Below are 21,499 nucleotides of genomic sequence, written 5' to 3'. Positions count from 1 at the left end.
GTACCTTTTTTGTTTTCTCAATTTTGTGGAGATTCTGCCGTGAGTATGGCTGACCGTGATGGTTTTATTTGGTTTGATGGTAAATTAGTTCCTTGGCGTGATGCGCAAGTTCATGTATTAACACATACTTTGCATTATGGTATGGGTGTGTTTGAAGGCGTGCGTGCGTATAACACGGGCACAGACGAAGCACCGAAAACTGCAATTTTTAAATTGAAAGAGCATACCCGTCGTTTGTTTGAGTCGGCGCATATCATGGGTATGAAGATTCCTTTTACTCAAGATGAAATCAATGCTGCGCATATCAGTGTGGTCCGTGAAAATAAGCTGAAATCTGCTTATTTCCGTCCGCTGGCATTCTATGGCTCTGAAGCGATGGGACTCCGTGCTACGGGTCTGACTGTACGTGTCAGCGTAGCCGCGTGGGAATGGCCTGCCTATATGGGTCAAGAGGCATTAGAGCGTGGAATCGTGGTTCGCACAAGCTCTTTCACACGTCACCATGTCAACATCACCATGACTCGTGCAAAAGCGACTGGTAGCTATAGTAACTCCATGCTTGCACTGCAAGAGGCACTTTCTGCAGGGGCGGATGAAGCGTTGTTGCTTGATCCGGAAGGTTATGTGGCTGAAGGTTCAGGTGAGAATATTTTCATCGTTCGTGATGGTGTGCTCTATACCCCAGAAGTCACTAGCTGCTTAAACGGAATTACGCGTGCAACTTTAATTACTTTGGCACATGACTTAGGCTTTGAAGTGATTGAAAAACGTTTAACGCGTGATGAGGTGTACATTGCGGATGAGGCCTTCTTTACCGGTACTGCTGCTGAAGTGACACCAATTCGTGAAGTGGATGGTCGTCAAATTGGTGCAGGCACACGTGGTCCGATTACTGCACAATTACAACAGCTGTACTTTGATACGGTTGCTGGAAAAAATCCGAAGCATCAAGATTGGCTGACTTACGTATAAGTCATCATGATCGACATGAAGTGAGCGAATACCGTTCACTTCATGTCAAAGAAAAGCCTATAGGATGTGATTTGATCAGTGTGTTTGAAGATCAAATCACATCTTTTTAATATGGATAGCTTGGTATACTAAAAGTGAAGGGTTTTGGGTGAATGACATGATTTTATTCATCACATCTGATTTCAATAACAACGACAAATCTCCATGGTTATGAATATCTGGCATCTCTCCGATGGTAAAGCCGGTCATGTTGCACAAGCACGTGGTCTATTTGTGGCTTTAGAGCGTCGCGATATAACGATTCATGTCGAAGATATCTCGGTCAAAGGCATTTCTAAGTTTTCATTATTACTTTATTGGTTATCACATGGCCGCTTAGGGCAGCTCCCTCAATCGTTGATGAGACTCCATGAGCCTGATTTGATCGTTGGCGTGGGTCATGCAACGCATTGGATATTAATCCTACTGCAAAAATGTTTTCCGGCTGCTAAAAGTGTCGTTCTCATGAGACCGACCTTGCCTGCGAATTGGTTTGATTATGCCATCGTTCCTGCACATGATTATTCTGACCAAAATCCGTCAGTACCCGACCATGTGCTGATTTCTAAAGGGGTATTAAATCCTCTGATCAACGAACACCGTCATATTGCGCATCGCCATTTGATCTTAATTGGTGGTGCATCAAAGCGCTATGATTGGTCTGAAGCGCAGCTCATCAAGCAGATTAATGATTTAGTGTCGAATTTAAGTCAAAAAGACCAAGCTCAAACGATTATTTTGACGACTTCAAGACGTACACCGGATTCCTTCGTATCACACCTTTCACAGCAAAATCTTCCTCATCTTCAGATTTTTCCCGTCTCTGAAACACCGCAGGGTTGGCTATTTGAGCAACTGCAACTTGCCGAGATCGTTTGGGTGACACAAGATAGCGGGTCCATGTTGTTTGAGGCATTGACCGCAGGATGTCAGGTTGGTTTGTTAAAGATGCCACAAATCAAAAAAGATACCGTGACACAAGCAACGGATTTACTGGCCGAGCAGCATATTTTTTTACCGCTGGCAGAGTATTTAAAAGGTGAAGGTTTTAACAATGCGGAACCTTTGCGTGAGGCCGATCGTGCAGTCGATTGGTTGCTCACAAAATTAGACAGGATAAATTGATGTACTTCATTAAATAGTCGTATTAAATGAAAGTTATTCATTTATTATGAACGTTATAAAAAATTACTTGAGGTTTGTATGGGTCAAATAGCGCCAACGATTAATCATCCATCGGCAGACAACCAACCGATCAGTCGGTGGAGTTTGGCTTTTTTGATTTTATTACCTTTTTTGATTTTGGGTTCGCGGGTTACTTCCGATGCAACTGCATCAATTGCAGCACTATTCCTCGCGGTATTCTGGTTCATGCGTCCAGAAAGCCTCGTGAGAAAACAGGCGTGGTTCAAAGCGGTGTTGGTGTTATGGGCGTTCATGATTTTCGTGACCTCATTCTTTTCCGTTGACCAGCTTTACTCATTAGAGCAATCCCTCATCTTTATCCGGTGGCCCGCGTTTGGACTGGTATTGTGTTGTCTGGTGTTTACCGATGCCAATCGCTTGAGAATATTTGAACGTTCCGCACTCTTTTTCTTTTTGTTTATCGCATTGGATTCGATTTTGCAGTACTGCCTTGGTCGGGATATTTTTGGTCATCAGCCAGTGGGAACGCGTTTGACTGGACCCTTCTCAAAGCTTATGCCGGGTAGTTATGCTTTGCGGATTTATCCGATGGCATTGGTTGCTTTGCTATTGATTTCTAGCAAACTGCCCAAGCCGCGCTTCTTGGCTTTAGTGGTGGGTATGATTGCACTATCGCAGGTTTTTGCTTTCTTGACTGGAGAGCGTATCGTTTTCTTATTATTTGGCATGATCAATTTTGTTTTGTTGATTGCCTTGATTTACCAAGAAAAATTATCGTTTAAATTTATCGGTGGAGCAGCAGTTGCGTTCATTGCACTTGCTGTGTCGGCGGTGGTTCTTGCGCCAAAAATGTTCGCGCGTACCGTGATGAGCTTCTTCGATCAATTGTCTAATTTTCAGAATAGTTCGTATTATCAGGTCTTTCATACGGCGATAATTCTGTGGGAACAATCGCCGATCGTTGGGATTGGTACGCGTTATTTTAATCGTGGTTGCGAAGCATTACCGCGTGTACTCCATCCAGATGAGGGTTGTGAAGTCCATCCCCATAATATTTATCTGGAATGGTTGTCACAAAACGGCGTGATCGGTTTGGCGATCTTTCTGATTATTTTATTCCTGATCTTTAGAGTACTTTGGCGTGGTTTAGATTTTAAAAATAATCTCCTGCAATCGGTCGTGGTTTTTGTTGCGCCGATCATGTTGTTTTGGCCATTGACTTCGTCAATGAGTATGCAGACCAATAACTATGCTGGACTGGTTTGGTTGTTATTGGGCTGGGCGTTGGCACGGGCGATGGTTCAAAGTCGATCAACGGTTGCGATTACTAAAGTCTAATCAGTAACGCCATTGAGGTAGTCATTATGTTGATGCTGTTTTATATACTATTGGGTGTGTTGATTGCTGCGCTGGTTTTATTTGCGCTGGGTCGGCATACCTTTTGGTTGCCAATACGGGATCGACGTTTGCCTCGATTAGTCATGCTCCATCAAGTAACACCGCATGCGCCTGCATCGGGTATGAATATGCCCCCTCAGCAATTTGAGCGATTACTGCAGTTATTACAGCGTCAACACCGGGAGTTTGTGACGGTATCCGAATTAGCGGCATCACCTGAAACAGTTAATAAAGCCTCTCAGGTTGCCCTGACCTTTGATGATGGTTTTGCAGATAATTATGAATATGCGTATCCACTACTCAAGAAATACAACGCCAAAGCGACGATTTATTTAGCGCCAGATATTTCCGGTATTGCAAAACTCAGTGCTGCGCAGATTCAGGAAATGGCAAATTCTGGACTGATTGAGTTTGGTGCGCATAGTGTCCATCATGTGAATTTGACGACATTGGATGATGCTGAAGCACTCCAAGAGATTCAGCACTCTCGAGAATTGGTACAGCAGTTGGTAGGTTCATGCCAAAGCTTTGCATATCCTTTTGGGCGTTTTAATGAAAAGCATGAAGCGATGGTGAAGTCTCTAGGGTTTACTAGTGCGGTCAGTACACGTAAGAAGATCGAGCCCTTATCTACGGAGAATATTTATCGTTTGCCACGTGTCAGCACACACGGAGAGATGTCTGCCTTACAAATGAGAATTGCACTTGCCCGAGGACGCTATCGCTTATGACTATTGCCTGTAGTGTCTATATTGTTAGTTTAAACAGTGCACCTTGGTTAAAAGCGCTGCTTGAAAGTGTGCGTGATTTTGCCGAAGTGATTATTCTGGATTCGGGCAGTACTGACGCAACCTATGAGATTGCACAGCAGTTCAATAATGTCACGATTCAGCATCAGGATTGGCTGGGCTATGCTGCGCAAAAAGCAAAAGCATTGAGTTTATGCCGCCAGCCTTGGGCGTTGAACCTAGATGGTGATGAGAAATTATCCGCAGAGTTGCGCGATGAAATTCAGAGTGTCATTGCCCAAAATGAAATCGATGGCTTGATCACGCCGATTTTAGATTCATTTATGGGTAAGGTCGCGAATACCTATACTAAACAACACGCCAAGGTTCGTTTTTTTAGACGTGAAAAGGGCAGCTATGATACCGCTATTGAAGCCCATGAAAAGGTTCAGGTGGATGGCATTGTACAGCCGGCACGGGGTGTGATTTATCACTATGGTTTAACCGATATCAGTGTCAAGGTTGATAAGAATAATCGTTATTCAGACCTAAAAGCCAAAGAAAAGAACGCAAAAGGCAAGCGACCTTCGCTGCTCAAGCTTGTACTGGTCATGCCTTTAGTCTTCTTTAAATCGTATGTACTGCGCCGTGATTTTTTAAATGGTCAGCGTGGTTTTATCAGTAGCATGATTAATGCTTTTTATGCTTTTCTTAAAGAAGCAAAGTTATATGAGTATCATCTAAAAAATATTTCAGTAGATTCAAAAGTATTGGATCATAAGCCAGACCTTCAGGATCAATAATACAGGATTAAATCAGATTACCGTGATGACAGCATTGGTGCGTTATTTTTTGGGTCTTTGGAGCCAGTTTCAGCAAAACCGTATTCGGCGTCTGGGACGTAAAGCAGATCAGGTCGAAGAGCAGGGTTTTCGTCAGCAGTGGTTTTTGTTGGCGGGGAGTGCGACAAAAGATCAGATTGTTGATCACCCTAAACCCCAAAATCTAACAGCGATTTATCCGCCTGATAATGCATTTTGGGCCGATCCTTTTGTCTGGGTAAAAGATGGTAAGCGTTATGTGTTTTTTGAGGATTTTCCTTTTGACACTTGGCGTGGGCGAATCAGCGTCATTGAGATCGATGAGACGGGTCAGCGCATCACTGAGCCTGTACCCGTGGTTGACGAAACGCATCATTTATCATACCCATTTCTATTTGAATATCAGGGTGAGCTGTATATGATGCCTGAGAAGGCAGAAGTGAAGCGGGTTGATCTGTATCGCTGTGTGGAGTTCCCATTGAAATGGGAGTTCCATAAGACATTGATTGATGGTGTCAAGATTGCCGACCCGACATTGTTCGAGCATGAGGGACGTTGGTGGTTATTCTGCGCGGCTAAAAAAGGCCAGATTCGGATTAATGAATCGTTGTTCGCTTACTATGCGGATAGCCCATTATCGAGTCAGTGGACACCCCATGCAGCCAATCCCTTGGTGCGTGATTTTAGTCTAGGTCGCCCTGCGGGTCGGATTTTTCGGGATGGATTAGGTCGATTATTGCGTCCTTCGCAGGATTGTTTACGCCGCTATGGACACGGCTTGAATTTGAGTGAGATTACCGTATTAACACCGACGACTTATCAAGAGTCCTTGGTATGGAAAGTCAGTGGTGATGAGATCGGCATGCGTGCGATTCATCATCTGGATTGGCAAGCAGGGATTGCCGTAATGGATGCTCAGCGTCTGTTACCTAAAACAGCGTCTTAGATTATTTGAGTGGCTTATGCAGAGTAACGTGGTACCAAAAATTGCAATCATCTTGCCTTCGCGCGAGCGTTTTCGTAGCGGCGATGCGGGGGCTGTGGCATTGACGGTCTACGAGTTTTGCAAAGCCAGTCGTTATGCGGATGAGCTCGTTGTTTTTGGCGGCTGTGCCGAGCATTTCCCTGAGGTTCGATATCAGCATGTGGCTGTTTCATTCGCTTGGTTACGCGGACGTAATCGGGCATATGGTCTAAAGTGTCTTGAGATTCTTCGTGAACACTCAGAGATTAAGCTCATTGAAGTCCATAATCGAGCGCGTTTAGCATTAGCATTGAAGAAGGTCTTGCCGAATCGTCGGGTGACCATCCATCTACATAATGATCCTCAAGGGATGGCCGGAGTCAAAACGGTTGCAGACCGTGAAAAACTCTTGCGTACCGTAGACCATGTTTATTGCGTGAGTAAGTTCGTTAAGATGCGTTTACTCGAAGGCGTTGATCCTGCCCTCGGTGCACGGGTCGAAGTGGTTTACAATGCAATCCTTTCTCAACAAAACAATGATGAATTGACACTAACTCCGCCCACTGTCCGTCAGCCGTGGATTGTTTACGCGGGACGTTTTATCCCTGAAAAAGGGGTACTCGAACTTGCTCAGTCACTGGCCAAAATTCTGCCTCAGTTTCCGGATTGGCGTGTCGTATTTCTAGGAGCGTGGGGGTTTGGACATGAAGCGGGTAAGTCCGCTTATGAGCAATCTGTCTATGCGGCGTTAAAGGATGTTGCGGATCAGATCGATTTTCGTGGTCATGTGCCACACAGCGAAGTGATGAGTGTGTTTAATCAGTCTTCTATAGCCGTCAGCCCCTCAACAGGTGCTGAAGCTTTTGGGCGGACGACGCTTGAAGCGATGGATGCGGGCTGTGCTGTGGTGACCTCAATGAGTTGTGGATTGAAAGAGGTTGCGGGTGATGCAGCAATCGTGATTCCACAGGTGACTATTGAGGCGTTGTCGGATGCCATCATTCCATTGATGCAGCAAAGCGGCTTACGCCAGTTGTGTGCTGATCGTTGTCAGCAACGGGCGCGTGAGGTTTTTTCTTTACCTGTACAAATTGAACACTTGGATGCGGCACGGGATGCACTGATTGCCTGACCCATCGGATTGAGGGCACTTGGATAGGGCAGGGTCAATGGAGTGATTGACGTTGTTCACAAATTCATAAATTTTTTTTTAAAAATATAAGCTTAGAGAATGATTGATGCGTATTTGTTTAGTGTTGGCCAGTTGGGGTGAAGGTGGGCTTGAGCGCCATGCAATCGAGCTTGCGAATGCGCTGTCTTTAACCCATCAGGTTTCCGTCATTGTCCATCCGGTGATGATTGATCGCTTCGCAAAGGCCATTCAGGTTTTTCCTGTCAATATGGATCGTAATCGTCAGAACCCATTTCTGCTCTATGACATTTGGTCAATCCTTAAAAATAATCCCTTTGATATTGTGCATGCACAAGCCAGTAAGGCAACGATCCTGCTGGCTCGGATTCGTCCTTTCTTGCCGAAGACAATAGGTTTTGTCGCATCCATGCATAATCAGAAGTCTGCGCTGTGGGCTTTTGCGCGGATGGATCATTTGATTCTGGGCGGTAATGATGGACTGCTGGGTGGGCGTACGTTATCGATACCCGTCAGTTGTATTTATAATGGCATTGTTCCCAGTGGCACTCAGGGTTGGACGCGTGACAGGCTTGTGCAAGAGTTTGGTTTTAATTCCGAGTCCCTCGTGTACTGTGCGGTTGGGCGTTTTGTTCCTGCCAAGGGTTTTGATATCTTGATTCCGGCCATAGCAGCGTCGGGCGTGCAATGTTTGTTGATTGGTGATGGACCTGAGCGTGCAGAACTTGAAGCTTTAGTGCAGAAAACAGGCGCTAAGGTCGTCTTTTCAGGCTATCGCAAAGACGGGATGTCATTACTCAGTGTGAGCGACGGCATGCTGATTTCTTCGCGTAATGAAGGCTTTGCCTATGTGTTTGTCGAAGGCATGCTGGCTCATCGTCCCATTATTGCCACGGACATTCCCATGGTGCAGGACTTCTTGCCACGGGAAGTGATTGTGCCTGTAGATGATGTTGCCGCGCTCACTGAAAAACTAAACTTTATTCAAAATGAACCACAAGAGTGGGACCGACTGATGCAACCGGTTTGGGCCAAAGCGGATGCTGAGCTCACTTTGGAGAATATGGTCTTACGTGTTGAGAATGTCTATAACGCGATAGTGAAAAGTCGTTTTGAGCAAGGTCAACATTAATGAGAGTTTTAATTTTAGGTGGCAATGGTTTTTTGGGATCACATTTGGTTGATGCGCTACTTGCACGTGGAGATACCGTTGATGTTGTCGGGCGTGCGCCGACTTTATTTAATCCTGATCTAATACAACCTCCTCATGCATTGGTTAAATACTATCAGGTTAATTTTGTTGATACGAATGCTTTAAAACCACTGCTTGAACAAGCAGATGTGATTTATCATTTGGTTTCAACGATGATTCCAGCGACATCGAATCAATATCCAGTAGTAGATATTCAAGAAAATCTAATTTCCACAGTAAAAATATTAGAAATTCTGCGCTATCTACCGCCTAAACGCTTTATTTATTTTTCTTCGGGTGGCACGGTGTACGGCACACCGCAACATATTCCCATCGCAGAAAATCATCCTTTAGACCCCAAAAGCTCCTATGGGATTGTGAAGGTTGCTATCGAAAAATATCTGCATATGTATGGGGAACTCTATGGTGTCTCCTCGGTGGTATTGCGTTTAGCCAATCCCTATGGCCCACGGCAAATGAAAATTGGCGTGCAAGGCGTGGTTGCGACCGTGCTCATGAGTATCTTACAAGATAAACCAATCACCATCTGGGGTGATGGCAAAGTGATTCGCGATTATATTTATATTGAGGATGTAGTCCGTTTACTTTTACTCGTGACGGATAGCCAAGCGGTGGGAACTTTCAATGTAGGCAGTGGGGTAGGACATTCACTGCTCGATATTTTAGCCACTGCGCAACAAATTACTGAAAAGACCCCGCAAGTGAATTATCTGCCTAGTCGTAATTTTGACATCCCTGCTGTCGTTCTGGATGTCGCTCATGTCAGCGAAACTTTTGATTGGCGGCCCGAAATTTCCTTAACCCAAGGGATGAGCAAACATTGGCAGTGGTTACAGCAGATCGAGCAACGTTAAGCTTAGGATTAGCCTGCTGCCTTTAATACGGCATCAGTCGCAATCTTGCTAATCGCTGCCTCATCCAGCCGATAGACTCTCTTAAAATCAGCCGCATCTTTAAAACGGCGATAGGACCAAACATATTGCTCAGGTGCACGCTGAATCATAGATTGAATGCCATCATTTAAAGCGGTGACTGAGGTTTTCAAATCCTGATTATGGATTGAGTCAGAAAGCAGCTCGCAAATCACCGTAAAACCATCCCCATCAGCCCGTCGATTACAACTCAAACCCACCACTGCGCATTGTGTTTTTTGCGCCAGTTTTGATACGAGGGTTGAGGTCATGACTTCATGACCATAAAAAGGCGCAAAAATCCCACCACTAGGCTCTGGAACATGATCGGGTAAAATGATCGTAAATCCGCCTTTTTTGAGTGTTTTAAAGATAGCGCGTACACCACGCTCGTCAGTTGGTACGAGCGTCGCATTGAGACGTTGTCTGGCATCAAACATAAAACGATTGAGTCCAGCATGTCCTGCAGGTTTATACATGATTGTTGGTGCGCCAAATTGATTAAGCCACGCATTCATCATCTCCCATGTCCCGAAGTGGGGCACCACGGCAATCATGCCATTGGCATCATTTAATGCTGTTTTAAGTATATCCAAGCCTTGAACATGACGGATCTGCGCGATGCTATATGAGGCGGGCATGCCCCAGCATTTTAAAGATTCCATCGCAGTTAGACATTGACTATGCACGCTTTGACGTTCCAGTTTCAATCTTTGGTTTAGCGTGAGATTAGGCATCGTCAGTAATAGGTTCACTCGAGCGGTCCAGCGCATTCCACCATGGGGAAAGAGAACCATGAGCGTAGCGATGCAATGTGCAAACGCACGCAAAAGCCAAAGGGGGAAGTGTGCGAAGAAACGCAGAGTGCTGTTCATAACATGCCGCTTAAAAAAAATTGAGGAGAGAGGGTTTGGGTGCGGCAGTGTTCAGCTTTTAAACGATCAAACTAAATAATGGAATTAGGGTGCTGCATCTACGCCTCGGACGATAACCCAGCCTTGGCCGTTACCCGTATCCCCTTGTGCCAGTGTGAGTTGGGTATTTTGATGGTGGACACCGATAATTGGGAGCGTGGTATCAATTTCGACTTGGCAAATAAATTGCCCTTTGTTACTAGATGCTTTGCAATCTAATTTTTTGAGTCCGTTGACTTTAATGGTCATACTGTCGCCACCAAATTTGCGGGTCAATGCATTTGTTTGTTCGACTTCGTTGGTGTATGCCGTTTTAATATCGCTCTCAGATGGCGCTCGGGAACATCCGACGAGCAATATGCTTGACGCCAGAATAAGTGCTATAGGCGTTGTTAATGCTAAATTTTTCAAAATAATATCCTCATATTTATTATTAATATGCTGGGTGAAATTAGGATTCTCTGGATGGCGCTGATACTAACACTCCATGCAAAGTAGAGTTGTAGCAAAATGCAAAGCATAAAAAAATGCCTGTAACGGCAAGCATTTTTTTATTAGGGCGTTTAGCTATGATTATTTCAATACCAAAGCTTGTGGCAGACGTACGCGGATCACTTCATCATTATCCGGTAATGCAGGATTACGGCTATTTGAGAAGGGGTAGTTATTGTCGTCCATGAGTGTTAGTTCACGATCATTTTCAATCACGACAATTTCCACAGTATTGAATGGGAAGCTAAAGGGATTGCCAGTACCTATATCACCAGAACGGGTGGGGCCGTACAGGTTATGAGGGTTAGCAATATTAAGGAGGTCGATGACTGGTGATTTACTGACGAGATCACCTGATTTCTCTAAGTGAATGCGTATAATTTTTTTATAACCCGCATCTTTACCTGTTTTTAGGTCGTGTTCAATGACCACACCATCGGTTGCGCTGAATAGCTGGAAGTCTGAGATCGAGACTGCTGGTGTAGCAGACAACGTGCTATCCAAAGGGAAACGATAGAAATTGCCCGTCGTTGTTTTTTTATGGATATTAAATTGGCTAATGATATTTTCTCGGGCTGGGCTATCTACTAACGGTTTTTCAAGCGAGGGATAGAGGAACTGACCATCAGGGGAAATTGCCATACCCTCAAAGCCACCGCTGCTTTGAACGCGCTGAGGTACAGATAATGCAGTAACGCGATAGGGCCAAGAGAGGCCTGCAAGCCAGGGGGTATTTTTGCCGTCTTCGTCTTGCAGATTGCCGCCATCTCCATCGGTTCCCAAGCCGTTATTCATGCGGACGGAATCACCCCATAAATAAACGGTAGGGATTTGTGGGTACAACTCTTGAGTGCGAATAAGGCTACGGAAATCAAAGCTCTGAATATCAGCGCGATTTTCCATGTGATTTTTAATAATCACATGCGCCAATGCATCGGTCATCTGCTCAAATCCAACGGTACGGTCTTTGTAGATGTTTCCTTTATAGTCTTTGTCACTACGTGGGTTGAGCTTGGTCTCAATATTAAAGCGTACGGTTTTGGCATTGGCCACACGTACGGCGGCCTTAGGATCGGATTTTCCGGCACCCAATTCATAGTACGCCACATAGGCATTGACGAAATCAAAGAGATCTTGAGTGGTTGGCATGACATAAGGACTGATATAGCCTTTACTTGTGGCAAATTGAACGGCTACTGGAGAGAGTGACAACTCGTTGAGCTGTGTCGCTCCTCGTCCAGGATTTAAGTCGCAAATGAACTGACTTTGGATTTGAGCTTGGGTCAAGCTTTTAATCAAAACTTCATTCGTGACTGTATAGGGTGAGCCATCGGCATGACGACATTTCACTGAATCAATGTAAGGATCATGCTTAATAATAGGAACGCCATCTTTGGTAATTCCGTTATCTGTTTCTAGCGTGTTCATTAAATTATCCAAACCTGCTTCAAAAGCGGGTAGGGTGTTTTCTGGACGTAAGTTGCGACTACCCCGATGACCTTGTGCATCAAATTTGGCGGGATCGATACGACCATCGGCAAGGAGGTAGTCTCCAGCTTTTCCATCGCCATTGGCATCAAACTCACTGACAGCTTTATACAGTAGATCCGCGCGATCGCTGATGATCCCTGTAACACCTGCTTTTAGCAGTTTTTGCATATCGGATTCTTTGTTGACGGTGTAGGGAACAATCCCGTAACCAGCCGCTCTGATCTGTGTCACATCAAAAATATCTGAATTAGCAACGACCATACCCGCAGGGGTGTTTTTACCGCGGGCACCATGTGCGTCTGAACTTGAGGTTATTGTATTTCCTGCGGCATCTTTAAAAGAGAACTTGAGTAAGCTTGCATCTGGTGAGAATACTGGCGTGAACTTGGCACCATGTGCTTTGGCATGTGCCGTAACGGCATTCATGATTCTTAAGGCACTGCTTTCTTCACTATAGGGATTTTGTGGGGAACGCAGGATTTCTCCCTCATGTGTTGGATCGGGTAGTGCAAAGGGTGCATCCAGTAGTATGCCATCCGCACTGAAATGCAATAAAAATGGTCCAAATTCATCACCAATCCAGAATGTGCCATCTGGCGCACGTTGAATGGACTCAGGATCGAAATCTGCACCTGTGAGCAGACGATCCGATGTGAAGTGGTTGACGATGGCAAATGGAATACGCTTGTTAGGATCTCGCAAGCGGATATGGCGCAGTACATTTAACGATCCACTTCCACCAGTCGCTGTACGCAGGTTGGTTTGGATAATATAGAGACGTAAGAGAAAGTCTGCGGAATTCTGTAGGGTACCATAGCCATTATCAGCCAGTACGGTATAAGTACCATCTGGATTTTTTATGGCACCTGAGAAGCCTTGAACGGGCTGCTGGGCAAATGGCGCTTTCTCACCATTAAATAAAGTTCCTCCAAGAAATTGACCCGATATTGGACCTTCTGCAGAGGTTGCAGCGGCAAGACTTGCAAAGCCAGTTAAGGTGGGTGTGGAAATCGGATCTTTTGCAACGCTGCTTATATCATCTTCACCATCACATCCTGTGAGTGTCGTCAGAGCAAAGATAAAAGCACTCAGCAGAGTGGTTTTGAGTAATGAAATTTCTTGTTTTTCTAAGAGGAAATTATATTTGAGCACAGGATAGGGTTCCATCAAAGGAGGTGAACTAGAGATAGGATAGTGCATTAAAAATATGACGGTTTCATGAGTCACTTATAACTCAATGGTTAACAAATTTTGACAAGTATCTTGTTGTCTACGTTGGTGAAGGAGGTTGTTGTAAAATTTACCAATAAGTTGAAAGTAATTGTGAGTGTCTGGCTGTATTTGATCTATCTGTATTTTTATGTTACTGAAAATAAATAATTATTTGTAAATTTAATCATTTTTTTATTATCCATTTGATCATGAATATTTAATGTGATTGTAATCGCGTTGTAATCAATACTCTCTACATTCCTTGCATCCATATTTTTTGAGTATTCAATGATGAATCGCCAATTCCCTTTGTTACCCCTTGCCCTCATGGTGACAAGCTTAATGCTGCATGGTTGTGGAAGTAGTGATGATAGCCCTGTGAGCGTGCCAGTGCCTGCAAGCACAACAGCAACTGGAACAAAAGCAACTTTAGCCTTATTAGAAACAACCGATTTACACACTAATGTCATGAGTTATGACTATTTCAAACTCGCCGAAGATAAATCTTTGGGCTTTGAGCGTACAGCGACATTGATCTCCGCAGCACGAAAGGAGTTTCCAAACAACTTATTACTTGATAATGGCGATACCATACAAGGAACGGCATTGTCTGATTATCAGGCGCTGGTTAATCCTATCCCTTGCGATCAGACATTGGCCATCTACAAAGTGATGAATCAATTTGGCTATGAGGGTGGTGGCATCGGAAACCACGAGTTCAATTATGGTCTGCCTTATTTGAACCAAGTGACGGGTAATACGTTTAATGTCGATGGAATCGCTGACCCAAGTCAACAAAAAGCATGTGCAGGGCCAAAGTTCCCGCAAGTATTGGCAAACGTCTATAGTGCTAAAACAAAACAACCTTTATTTCAGCCTTATAAGATCCTGACGAAGAAAGTCAGTGCAACCACGCCTGATGGCAAAACCGTTGATGCTGAAATCAAAGTGGGAATCATTGGTTTCACACCGCCTACGATTCTGAGCTGGGACAAGCGCTGGTTGGATGGCAAAGTCTATACCGTGGGTGTGAAGGAAGCGGCAGAACAGTTTATTCCTGAAATGAAAGCCAAAGGCGCAGATTTGATTGTGGTGATTTCTCACGGTGGTTTGGACAATGGTCCTTATTCACCGACGATGGAAAACGGCAGCTATTATTTATCGAAAGTTGCTGGCGTGGATGCCATGTTGATTGGTCATTCACATCAAACCTTCCCGGATGCAGCAAGTACGGTCAGTCAGTTTAATTTACCGGGTGTGGATAAGGCTGCTGGAACTGTAAACGGTGTGCCGACAGTCATGGGGAACTTCTGGGGTAAGACACTAGGTCTGATCAAACTAGAATTGAATTATGATGGGAAGGCATGGGTTGTTGATAAGACCAAGACCGTCACTCAGGCACGAAATATTATTAACGCAGATAAGACCTATGTTGCTGTTGATCCGACAGTCGGAGCGACCATTGATGCTGAACATAAGGCGACGATTGCCTATGTGAAGACACCGATCGGTTCTTCTGATTATGAAATGAATAGTTATTTTGCCGATGTTGGCGATCCAGGTGCCATTGAAATTGTCAATCAAGCCCAAGCGGACTATGTGGCGACCTATGTCAAAGCAAACCTGCCGCAATATGCCAGCCTACCAGTCCTATCGGTGAGTGCTCCGTTCAAGAGCGGATTCGCAGGCGGGACTGATTACACGGATGTGATGGCGGGCCCTGTTGCAATTAATAATGCTGCAGACTTGTACTTGTATCCAAATACAGTATATGCGGTGAAAGTAACTGGAAGCGATATTAAAAATTGGCTTGAAACAGCGGCAAAACGTTTTAATACCATTGATCCAACTAAAACTCAAGCACAAGCTTTAATCAGTAATTTCCCCGGTTATAACTTTGATATGTTTACAAGCCCAGACATCCATTATGAAATTGATGTTACTCAACCCGTTAATAGCCGGATTAAAAACCTAACCTATAAGGGTGCGGCGATTAATTCAGCACAAGAGTTTATTGTCGCAACCAATAATTACCGCGCGAGTGGTGGCGGCAACTTCCCAGGTATTGATGGGAGTAAAACCATCTATGCATCGCCTGATGCCAATCGCGATGTGTTGATTGCATATATCAAAAATGCCAAAAATATTACACGGGCGAAGAATGGTCTGGATCGAAGCTGGAGCTTTACTAAAGTGACGACCGCTGGACCTGTTACCTTTACTTCTGCACAAAATAAATTGGCATTGGCTCAGGCTGCTGGCTTGAACTATATCAGTGTGTTGCAGAACGATGATGGCAGCGGCAAGGGCTTGTCTGTATACGGACTAGATCTATCTAAAGCACAGTAAGGATGGATTGAGTGAGATTTCAAAAAAAACGTTGGATGAGTTTCATTACAGCCATGGCATTCATTGTCATGGCTGTAGTTGTTTGGCGATGGCAACATCATGAAGCGCTATTATCCGCGAATGATATTGAAGAGCTGCAAGTCAGAGCGATTGCCGGGCGAGACAGTGAGGCTGTAAAGCGTCTGTCAAGCGCAGCTGAAGACGGCCAGATGATGGCTCAACGTGTCCTCGGTTTAGCGCTTATTCAGCAGAATAAAGTTGCTGAAGGAATTCAGTGGCTTAAACAAGCATCTGCTCAAGGGGATAATGCTGCACGATTTGCCTTGGGTAAGTTGTACTTTCAAGGCAGTTCAGTGCCGCAGGATTATCATCAGGCTTTTACTTGGTTGAAACCTGCTGCTGAGGAGAAGTATGCACCAGCGGCTTATTACCTTGGTGTCATCTATAAAAATGGTTATGGCATCCCTGTGGATGCTGCAGAAGCTGCAAAGTGGTTTAAGGTGGGTGCAGACCAGAAACAGCCTGTGAGTTTGTTTATGTTAGCCAACGCGTATCGTGATGGGGAAGGCGTACCGCAGAGTGATCGTGATGCACTCAGTTTATATAAACAAGCTGCGGAGCTAGAGCTACCTGAAGCGATTCAGACACTCGCATTGGCCTATCAGAATGGAGAAATGGGATTGTCACGGGACAAAGCGGCCTATCAAGAGCAAGTCTATGAAATAGGGCACTCCTTAAAACATCCTGCACTTCGTCCATAGATGATTGTGTATTTGTTATTGACCAAACCCCATTGAATAAAACCCGATTTAGTTTTTACTAAATCGGGTTTTATTTTTAACTATTTAAAAATAAAAGACTTAGTTCTTCAGCATTTCAAGCAAAAGTGAATTGACTTGGCTTGGGTTCGCTTTGCCTTTAGACGCTTTCATGATTTGGCCGACCAAACCATTGAACGCTTTCTCTTTGCCTGCACGATATTCTTCCACCATTTTTTCATTGGCAGCCAAAACTTCTTTAATGATGGCTTCAATGGCACCGGTATCGGTTTCTTGTTTCAACCCTTTGGCTGCGATGATGTCATCTGCTGATTCACCATTGCCTTGCATCATGTCGATAAAGACCACTTTTGCAATCTTGCCACTGATGGTGTTATCGGCAATACGCGCAACCAAACCGCCCAATTGAGCAGGAGTCACAGGAGAATCTGCCAGTTCTTTCTCGGCCTTGTTGAGTGCGCCAAGCAAGTCGCCCATGACCCAGTTGGCAACGATTTTCGCTTGGCTGATGTTGCCTGACGCTTTGACGGCATCTTCATAGAAATCAGCGAGTTCTCGTGCACCATTCAGAATGCGTGCATCATAATCACTGAGCTGATATTCAGAGACAAAACGTGATTTACGAGCTTCTGGCAGCTCTGGGAGCTCGCTACGAATCTGTTCAATTTGTGCTTCGCTGATGACGACTGGCAGTAAATCCGGATCTGGGAAGTAGCGATAGTCGTTCGCTTCTTCTTTGCTGCGCATCGCACGCGTCTCGTTTTTGTTTGGATCATACAAGCGGGTTTGTTGTTTGACTTTCCCACCGCTTTCGATCAAATCGATTTGACGGTCAACTTCGGCTTCAATTGCACGTTCAATAAAACGAAATGAGTTAATGTTTTTTAACTCACAGCGTGTGCCGTATTCGGGCGCACCAGGTTTGCGGATTGAGACGTTACAATCACAGCGGAAAGAGCCTTCGGCCATATTGCCATCACTGATCCCAAGCCAGCGTACCAGCGCGTGTATGGTCTTCACATAGGCAACCGCTTCTGCACTAGAGCGCATATCAGGTTCGCTGACGATTTCAAGCAGGGGCGTTCCCGCACGATTAAGGTCAATACCCGTCATGCCTGCGAAGTCTTCGTGTAATGATTTACCGGCATCTTCCTCTAAGTGAGCGCGGGTCACACCGACACGCTTGACTGTGCCATCTTCCAGCACGATATCGACATGACCTTTGCCGACGATAGGATCATCCATCTGGCTGATTTGATAGCCCTTAGGAAGGTCAGGGTAGAAGTAGTTTTTACGTGCAAATACCGATGCTCGTCCAATCTCCGCATCGATACCGAGACCAAAGCGTACGGCTTTATTGACCACTTCACGGTTTAGCACTGGCAGTGTGCCTGGTAGGGCAAGGTCAATCAAACTGGCTTGGGTGTTGGGCTCTGCACCGAATGCAGTTGGCGAACCCGAGAAAATCTTACTTTGTGTGTTTAGCTGACAATGGATCTCTAAACCAATGACGACTTCCCAGCCTTGGACTAATAGACTCATAGGGCTGCTCCTGCATCACTTGCTATTGGCGCACGTTGTTTATGCCAATCGGTACGTTGTTGATATTGATGAATGATCGACAGTAATTTGCTTTCAGACCAGTATGGCCCGATCAATTGCAGTCCCACAGGCAGGGGAGCGCAGTTGTCATGGCCGCTATAGCTGGTATCAAATCCAACAGGCGCACTGATCGCAGGTAAACCCGCAAGGTTGACTGCGATGGTGTAAATGTCGCCTAAGTACATCGCAACCGGATCTTGTTTGGCACCGATGGCATAGGCTGCGGTAGGCGCGGTGGGTCCTGCGATGACATCACATTGTTCAAATGCTTTGAGGAAGTCATTTTGAATTAAACGACGCACTTTTTGTGCTTTGAGATAGTAAGCATCATAGTAACCCTCTGATAACGCATAGGTGCCGATTAAAATCCGGCGCTGCACTTCATCGCCAAAACCTTCTGTGCGTGAGCGTGTATATAGATCCATCAAGTCTTTCGGGTTCTCACAGCGATGTCCAAAACGCACGCCGTCATAACGCGACAAGTTGCTGGATGCTTCAGAGGGTGCAATTAAGTAATAGGCTGGAATCGCAGCATCGGAGGTGGTGAGATTGATCTCCACCAGTGTTGCGCCTAAATCCTCTAAGACTTTGAGCGCATCGAGCACGCGTGCTTTGACATCTGCATCTAGGCCATCTTTGATGTATTGATGCGGTAAGCCGATGCGTAAACCTTGGAGCGGTTTGTCAGGGTTGGTGGTTGTAGTGATACCCGCCACATAATCTTCAGTGGGGTGATCTACGCTGGTCGAATCTTTGGCATCATGCCCTGCCATCACTTGAAGTAAATAGGCACAATCTTCTGCACTTCGAGCAATGGGACCACCCTGATCTAGGCTAGAGGCATACGCAATCATGCCAAATCGGGAGACACGGCCATAGGTGGGTTTAAGCCCTGTGAGACCGCAGAATGCCGCAGGCTGGCGAATTGAGCCACCTGTATCGGTTGCGGTTGCAAAGGGGGCAAGGTCGGCTGCAACGGCTGCTGCTGATCCACCTGAAGAGCCACCCGGTACGCGATTTAAGGCCCAGGGGTTGTGTGTTGCACCGTAAAAAGAGCTTTCATTACTGGAGCCCATCGCGAACTCATCCATATTGGTTTTGCCCAACATGACGAGACCTGCCGCATTGGCTTGTGCCACTACAGTGGCGTTATAAGGGGAGATGAAATTATCCAGCATTTTTGAGCCCGCAGAGGTTTTTACCCCTTCAGTACAAAAAATATCTTTGTGAGCAATAGGAATGCCCGTTAACACGCCTGCATTGCCCTGAGCACGTAATGCATCTGCACTGCGTGCATTGGCGAGTGCAGACTCATGTGTTACGGTGATAAAGCTGTTCAGCTTGGCATCTAGGCGATCAATACGCGCTAAAAAATGCTGGGTCAGCTCAAGTGATGAGAACTGTTTGCTAGCGAGTCCTTGTGCAAGCTCGCGGATATCTAATCGATGTAATTCAGTCATAACCAATTCGTCTAATGCGTTTAATAAAAGCAGAAATAAAAGATTTCACTGGAGAAGTTGGTTTTAAATCGCATTCTCTTTGAAAAATAAAATCAGTCGAGTACTTTGGGAACCAGATACAGTCCATCCTGCGTTGCAGGCGCAACACTTTGATAGACATCACGGCGATTGGGCTCCGTGGCCACATCATCACGTAGTGGTTGGGGGGTATCGAAAGGATTTTTAAGCGGTTCAATATTGGTCGTATCGACGGTTTGCAAATGATCCATCAGGGATAAGATATTATTCAAACTGGCGGCATAACGCTGACATTCATCATCGGTAATTTGCAGATGAGCCAGTTTTGCAATTTTATTGATATCAGTGGCGCTGAGTGCGCTGTTCGTTGAAGCGCTGTTTGAATCCGTCATACGATACTCTTGTTTACAAACCAATTGAGTGAAACATCATTTCCCTAAAATTTAAGAAAAATGATTGAAATAAAAATTATGCGATATTATGCGTGATCTAAGCAGTATTTTGGGGGCTTTGCTGTTGTTTTTTGATAAAACTTCATCAAATTTATCAGCCTTTCTGGCAAGACTTGTTCAGTTCGCTTTAAAAAAAACATAAAAAAAGATGATATTGTTAGACGTCATTCACAAGTCATGTCTTGTTCAAATGCCCAGTTTTAGTTACAGTTGCGACCTTGCTTGTTTGCCTCTATTTTTCTGGAAAGTCCTGTGATTCTGAAGCGTCTGTTTGGGTTGTTTTCAACCGATTTAGCCATTGACCTTGGCACTGCCAATACACTGATCTACGCGCCGGGCAAAGGTATTGTGCTCAACGAACCGACTGTTGTGGCGATTCGTCATAATGGTCACCATAAAACCGTTGCGGCCGTAGGTCTCGATGCCAAGCAAATGCTCGGTCGTACGCCTGCCAATATCTCTGCGATTCGTCCTCTCAAGGACGGTGTGATTGCTGACTTTGAAGTCACCGAAACCATGCTTCAGTTCTTTATCCATAAAGTACATGAAAAGCGTTTGATTCCGCCGACACCACGTATCGTGGTTTGCGTTCCGTGTAAATCTACACTTGTCGAGCGTCGTGCGATTCGTGAGGCGGTATTGCAAGCGGGTGCCCGTGATGTCCGCCTTATTGAAGAGCCAATGGCGGCTGCGATTGGCGCTGGGATGCCAGTAGAGCAAGCATTAGGTTCAATGGTCGTTGATATCGGTGGTGGTACCACAGAAATTGCAATTATTTCATTGTCCGGTTCGGTTTACTCAGATTCCTTGCGTGTAGGCGGCGATCTGTTTGATGAGTGTATCGTCAACTATGTGCGCCGTGAACATGGCTGCATCATTGGTGAAACCACTGCAGAGCGTATCAAGCAACAGATTGGGATGGCATTTCCAGATGCTGATGGCGAGATTCGTGAAATCGAAGTCCGTGGACGTCACTTGGCTGAAGGCGTTCCACGATCATTTATCGTAAAATCGAATGAAGTGCTAGCAGCATTGACTGATCCATTGTCTTCAATTGTCAGCGCTGTAAAAACAGCTCTCGAACAAACGCCTCCTGAATTGTCAGCTGATATTTCAGAGCGTGGTATCGTGTTGACAGGCGGCGGCGCGTTATTGCGTAATTTAGATAAGTTATTGTCACGTGAAACGGGCTTACCTGTTGTTGTCGCTGAAGATCCACTGACCTGTGTGACACGTGGTGGCGGCAAGGTACTGGAGCACTTTGATAACCCGAACTACGATATGTTGTTTGTGGGTTAATTAGAAACAAAAACAACATTTGATCGTTTTTATTGATCAAGGTAGGGCCTACTGAACGGTATGTTTACACGTTGAGTAGGCTATTCAAT

18 protein-coding genes are annotated in these 21,499 nt (G+C 45.2%); 12 read left to right on the top strand and 6 right to left on the bottom strand.

Going from position 1 to position 21,499, the window contains the following annotated elements; genetic code table 11:
- The first annotated feature begins 39 nt into the window (after positions 1 to 39).
- The 9 genes from HYN46_RS09790 (at position 40) to HYN46_RS09750 (ending at position 9,285) form a co-directional block, all read left to right on the top strand.
- Entirely contained in the window at positions 40 to 972 is a 933-nt protein-coding gene (locus HYN46_RS09790) for a branched-chain amino acid transaminase (RefSeq protein WP_114899217.1), read from the top strand.
- 204 nt (positions 973 to 1,176) lie between these two features.
- Positions 1,177 to 2,136 carry an ELM1/GtrOC1 family putative glycosyltransferase gene (locus HYN46_RS09785; protein WP_114899216.1) on the top strand — a complete coding sequence of 320 codons (960 nt, stop codon included), beginning with the start codon at positions 1,177 to 1,179 and terminating at the stop codon, positions 2,134 to 2,136.
- A gap of 78 nt (positions 2,137 to 2,214) precedes the next feature.
- A complete protein-coding gene (locus tag HYN46_RS09780) occupies positions 2,215 to 3,495 on the top strand; it encodes an O-antigen ligase family protein (protein WP_114899215.1) in 1,281 nt (426 codons plus the stop codon).
- Between the two features lie 26 nt (positions 3,496 to 3,521).
- The gene (locus HYN46_RS09775) at positions 3,522 to 4,286 is read left to right on the top strand and encodes a polysaccharide deacetylase family protein (RefSeq protein ID WP_114899214.1); all 765 of its coding nucleotides are present in this window, start codon (positions 3,522 to 3,524) and stop codon (positions 4,284 to 4,286) included.
- The gene (locus tag HYN46_RS09770) at positions 4,283 to 5,086 is read left to right on the top strand and encodes a glycosyltransferase family 2 protein (RefSeq protein WP_114899213.1); all 804 of its coding nucleotides are present in this window, start codon (positions 4,283 to 4,285) and stop codon (positions 5,084 to 5,086) included. Before HYN46_RS09775 ends, HYN46_RS09770 begins: the two co-directional genes overlap by 4 nt.
- A gap of 25 nt (positions 5,087 to 5,111) precedes the next feature.
- Positions 5,112 to 6,050, top strand: a complete 939-nt coding sequence (locus HYN46_RS09765) for a glucosamine inositolphosphorylceramide transferase family protein (RefSeq protein WP_114899212.1) — start codon at positions 5,112 to 5,114, stop codon at positions 6,048 to 6,050.
- A gap of 16 nt (positions 6,051 to 6,066) precedes the next feature.
- Positions 6,067 to 7,200: a glycosyltransferase family 4 protein gene (locus HYN46_RS09760; protein WP_162818146.1), complete on the top strand. Its 1,134-nt coding sequence runs from the start codon at positions 6,067 to 6,069 to the stop codon at positions 7,198 to 7,200.
- A gap of 106 nt (positions 7,201 to 7,306) precedes the next feature.
- Positions 7,307 to 8,350, top strand: a complete 1,044-nt coding sequence (locus HYN46_RS09755) for a glycosyltransferase (RefSeq protein WP_114899210.1) — start codon at positions 7,307 to 7,309, stop codon at positions 8,348 to 8,350.
- Positions 8,350 to 9,285 (top strand): NAD-dependent epimerase/dehydratase family protein, encoded by a 936-nt coding sequence (locus HYN46_RS09750; protein WP_114899209.1) that lies wholly within the window; start codon positions 8,350 to 8,352, stop codon positions 9,283 to 9,285. The genes HYN46_RS09755 and HYN46_RS09750 overlap by 1 nt, the downstream gene beginning before the upstream one ends.
- An 8-nt stretch (positions 9,286 to 9,293) precedes the next feature.
- Here the strand turns inward: HYN46_RS09750 and HYN46_RS09745 are convergent, their stop codons facing one another.
- The 3 genes from HYN46_RS09745 to HYN46_RS09735 form a co-directional block, all read right to left on the bottom strand.
- Positions 9,294 to 10,217 carry a lysophospholipid acyltransferase family protein gene (locus HYN46_RS09745; protein WP_114899208.1) on the bottom strand — a complete coding sequence of 308 codons (924 nt, stop codon included), beginning with the start codon at positions 10,215 to 10,217 and terminating at the stop codon, positions 9,294 to 9,296.
- Positions 10,218 to 10,301: 84 nt separating this feature from the next.
- The gene (locus HYN46_RS09740; RefSeq protein WP_114899207.1) at positions 10,302 to 10,667 is read right to left on the bottom strand and encodes a hypothetical protein; all 366 of its coding nucleotides are present in this window, start codon (positions 10,665 to 10,667) and stop codon (positions 10,302 to 10,304) included.
- A gap of 162 nt (positions 10,668 to 10,829) precedes the next feature.
- Positions 10,830 to 13,391 (bottom strand): esterase-like activity of phytase family protein, encoded by a 2,562-nt coding sequence (locus tag HYN46_RS09735; protein WP_228254791.1) that lies wholly within the window; start codon positions 13,389 to 13,391, stop codon positions 10,830 to 10,832.
- Positions 13,392 to 13,739: 348 nt separating this feature from the next.
- Between HYN46_RS09735 and HYN46_RS09730 the strand changes: the two genes are divergently transcribed.
- Entirely contained in the window at positions 13,740 to 15,800 is a 2,061-nt protein-coding gene (locus HYN46_RS09730; protein WP_114899206.1) for a bifunctional 2',3'-cyclic-nucleotide 2'-phosphodiesterase/3'-nucleotidase, read from the top strand.
- Between the two features lie 11 nt (positions 15,801 to 15,811).
- Complete coding sequence (locus HYN46_RS09725; protein WP_162818145.1) at positions 15,812 to 16,561, top strand: tetratricopeptide repeat protein; 750 nt, start codon at positions 15,812 to 15,814, stop codon at positions 16,559 to 16,561.
- Between the two features lie 99 nt (positions 16,562 to 16,660).
- Here the strand turns inward: HYN46_RS09725 and gatB are convergent, their stop codons facing one another.
- From gatB to gatC, 3 genes are all read right to left on the bottom strand, one after another.
- The gene (gene gatB, locus HYN46_RS09720; protein ID WP_114899204.1) at positions 16,661 to 18,121 is read right to left on the bottom strand and encodes an Asp-tRNA(Asn)/Glu-tRNA(Gln) amidotransferase subunit GatB; all 1,461 of its coding nucleotides are present in this window, start codon (positions 18,119 to 18,121) and stop codon (positions 16,661 to 16,663) included.
- Entirely contained in the window at positions 18,118 to 19,641 is a 1,524-nt protein-coding gene (gene gatA, locus HYN46_RS09715; RefSeq protein WP_114899203.1) for an Asp-tRNA(Asn)/Glu-tRNA(Gln) amidotransferase subunit GatA, read from the bottom strand. The genes gatB and gatA overlap by 4 nt, the downstream gene beginning before the upstream one ends.
- A gap of 92 nt (positions 19,642 to 19,733) precedes the next feature.
- Entirely contained in the window at positions 19,734 to 20,051 is a 318-nt protein-coding gene (gene gatC, locus HYN46_RS09710; RefSeq protein ID WP_114899202.1) for an Asp-tRNA(Asn)/Glu-tRNA(Gln) amidotransferase subunit GatC, read from the bottom strand.
- Between the two features lie 312 nt (positions 20,052 to 20,363).
- Between gatC and HYN46_RS09705 the strand changes: the two genes are divergently transcribed.
- A complete protein-coding gene (locus HYN46_RS09705) occupies positions 20,364 to 21,410 on the top strand; it encodes a rod shape-determining protein (protein WP_114899201.1) in 1,047 nt (348 codons plus the stop codon).
- Positions 21,411 to 21,499: the final 89 nt, after the last annotated feature.

This window comes from Aquirhabdus parva (assembly GCF_003351745.1).
Classification (GTDB): domain Bacteria; phylum Pseudomonadota; class Gammaproteobacteria; order Pseudomonadales; family Moraxellaceae; genus Aquirhabdus; species Aquirhabdus parva.
The sequence above is the reverse complement of the archived record's forward strand: the minus strand, read 5'-3'. Positions and strand labels throughout refer to the sequence as shown.

Bases quoted from the DNA above. Each gene is read 5' to 3' on its own strand.
- HYN46_RS09785 (WP_114899216.1), top strand. From the start codon at position 1,177: ATGGTTATGAATATCTGGCATCTCTCCGATGGTAAAGCCGGTCATGTT.
- HYN46_RS09780 (WP_114899215.1), top strand. From the start codon at position 2,215: ATGGGTCAAATAGCGCCAACGATTAATCATCCATCGGCAGACAACCAA.
- HYN46_RS09775 (WP_114899214.1), top strand. From the start codon at position 3,522: ATGTTGATGCTGTTTTATATACTATTGGGTGTGTTGATTGCTGCGCTG.
- HYN46_RS09770 (WP_114899213.1), top strand. From the start codon at position 4,283: ATGACTATTGCCTGTAGTGTCTATATTGTTAGTTTAAACAGTGCACCT.
- HYN46_RS09765 (WP_114899212.1), top strand. From the start codon at position 5,112: ATGACAGCATTGGTGCGTTATTTTTTGGGTCTTTGGAGCCAGTTTCAG.
- HYN46_RS09760 (WP_162818146.1), top strand. From the start codon at position 6,067: ATGCAGAGTAACGTGGTACCAAAAATTGCAATCATCTTGCCTTCGCGC.
- HYN46_RS09755 (WP_114899210.1), top strand. From the start codon at position 7,307: ATGCGTATTTGTTTAGTGTTGGCCAGTTGGGGTGAAGGTGGGCTTGAG.
- HYN46_RS09750 (WP_114899209.1), top strand. From the start codon at position 8,350: ATGAGAGTTTTAATTTTAGGTGGCAATGGTTTTTTGGGATCACATTTG.
- HYN46_RS09745 (WP_114899208.1), bottom strand. From the start codon at position 10,217: ATGAACAGCACTCTGCGTTTCTTCGCACACTTCCCCCTTTGGCTTTTG.
- HYN46_RS09730 (WP_114899206.1), top strand. From the start codon at position 13,740: ATGATGAATCGCCAATTCCCTTTGTTACCCCTTGCCCTCATGGTGACA.
- gatB (WP_114899204.1), bottom strand. From the start codon at position 18,121: ATGAGTCTATTAGTCCAAGGCTGGGAAGTCGTCATTGGTTTAGAGATC.
- gatA (WP_114899203.1), bottom strand. From the start codon at position 19,641: ATGACTGAATTACATCGATTAGATATCCGCGAGCTTGCACAAGGACTC.
- gatC (WP_114899202.1), bottom strand. From the start codon at position 20,051: ATGACGGATTCAAACAGCGCTTCAACGAACAGCGCACTCAGCGCCACT.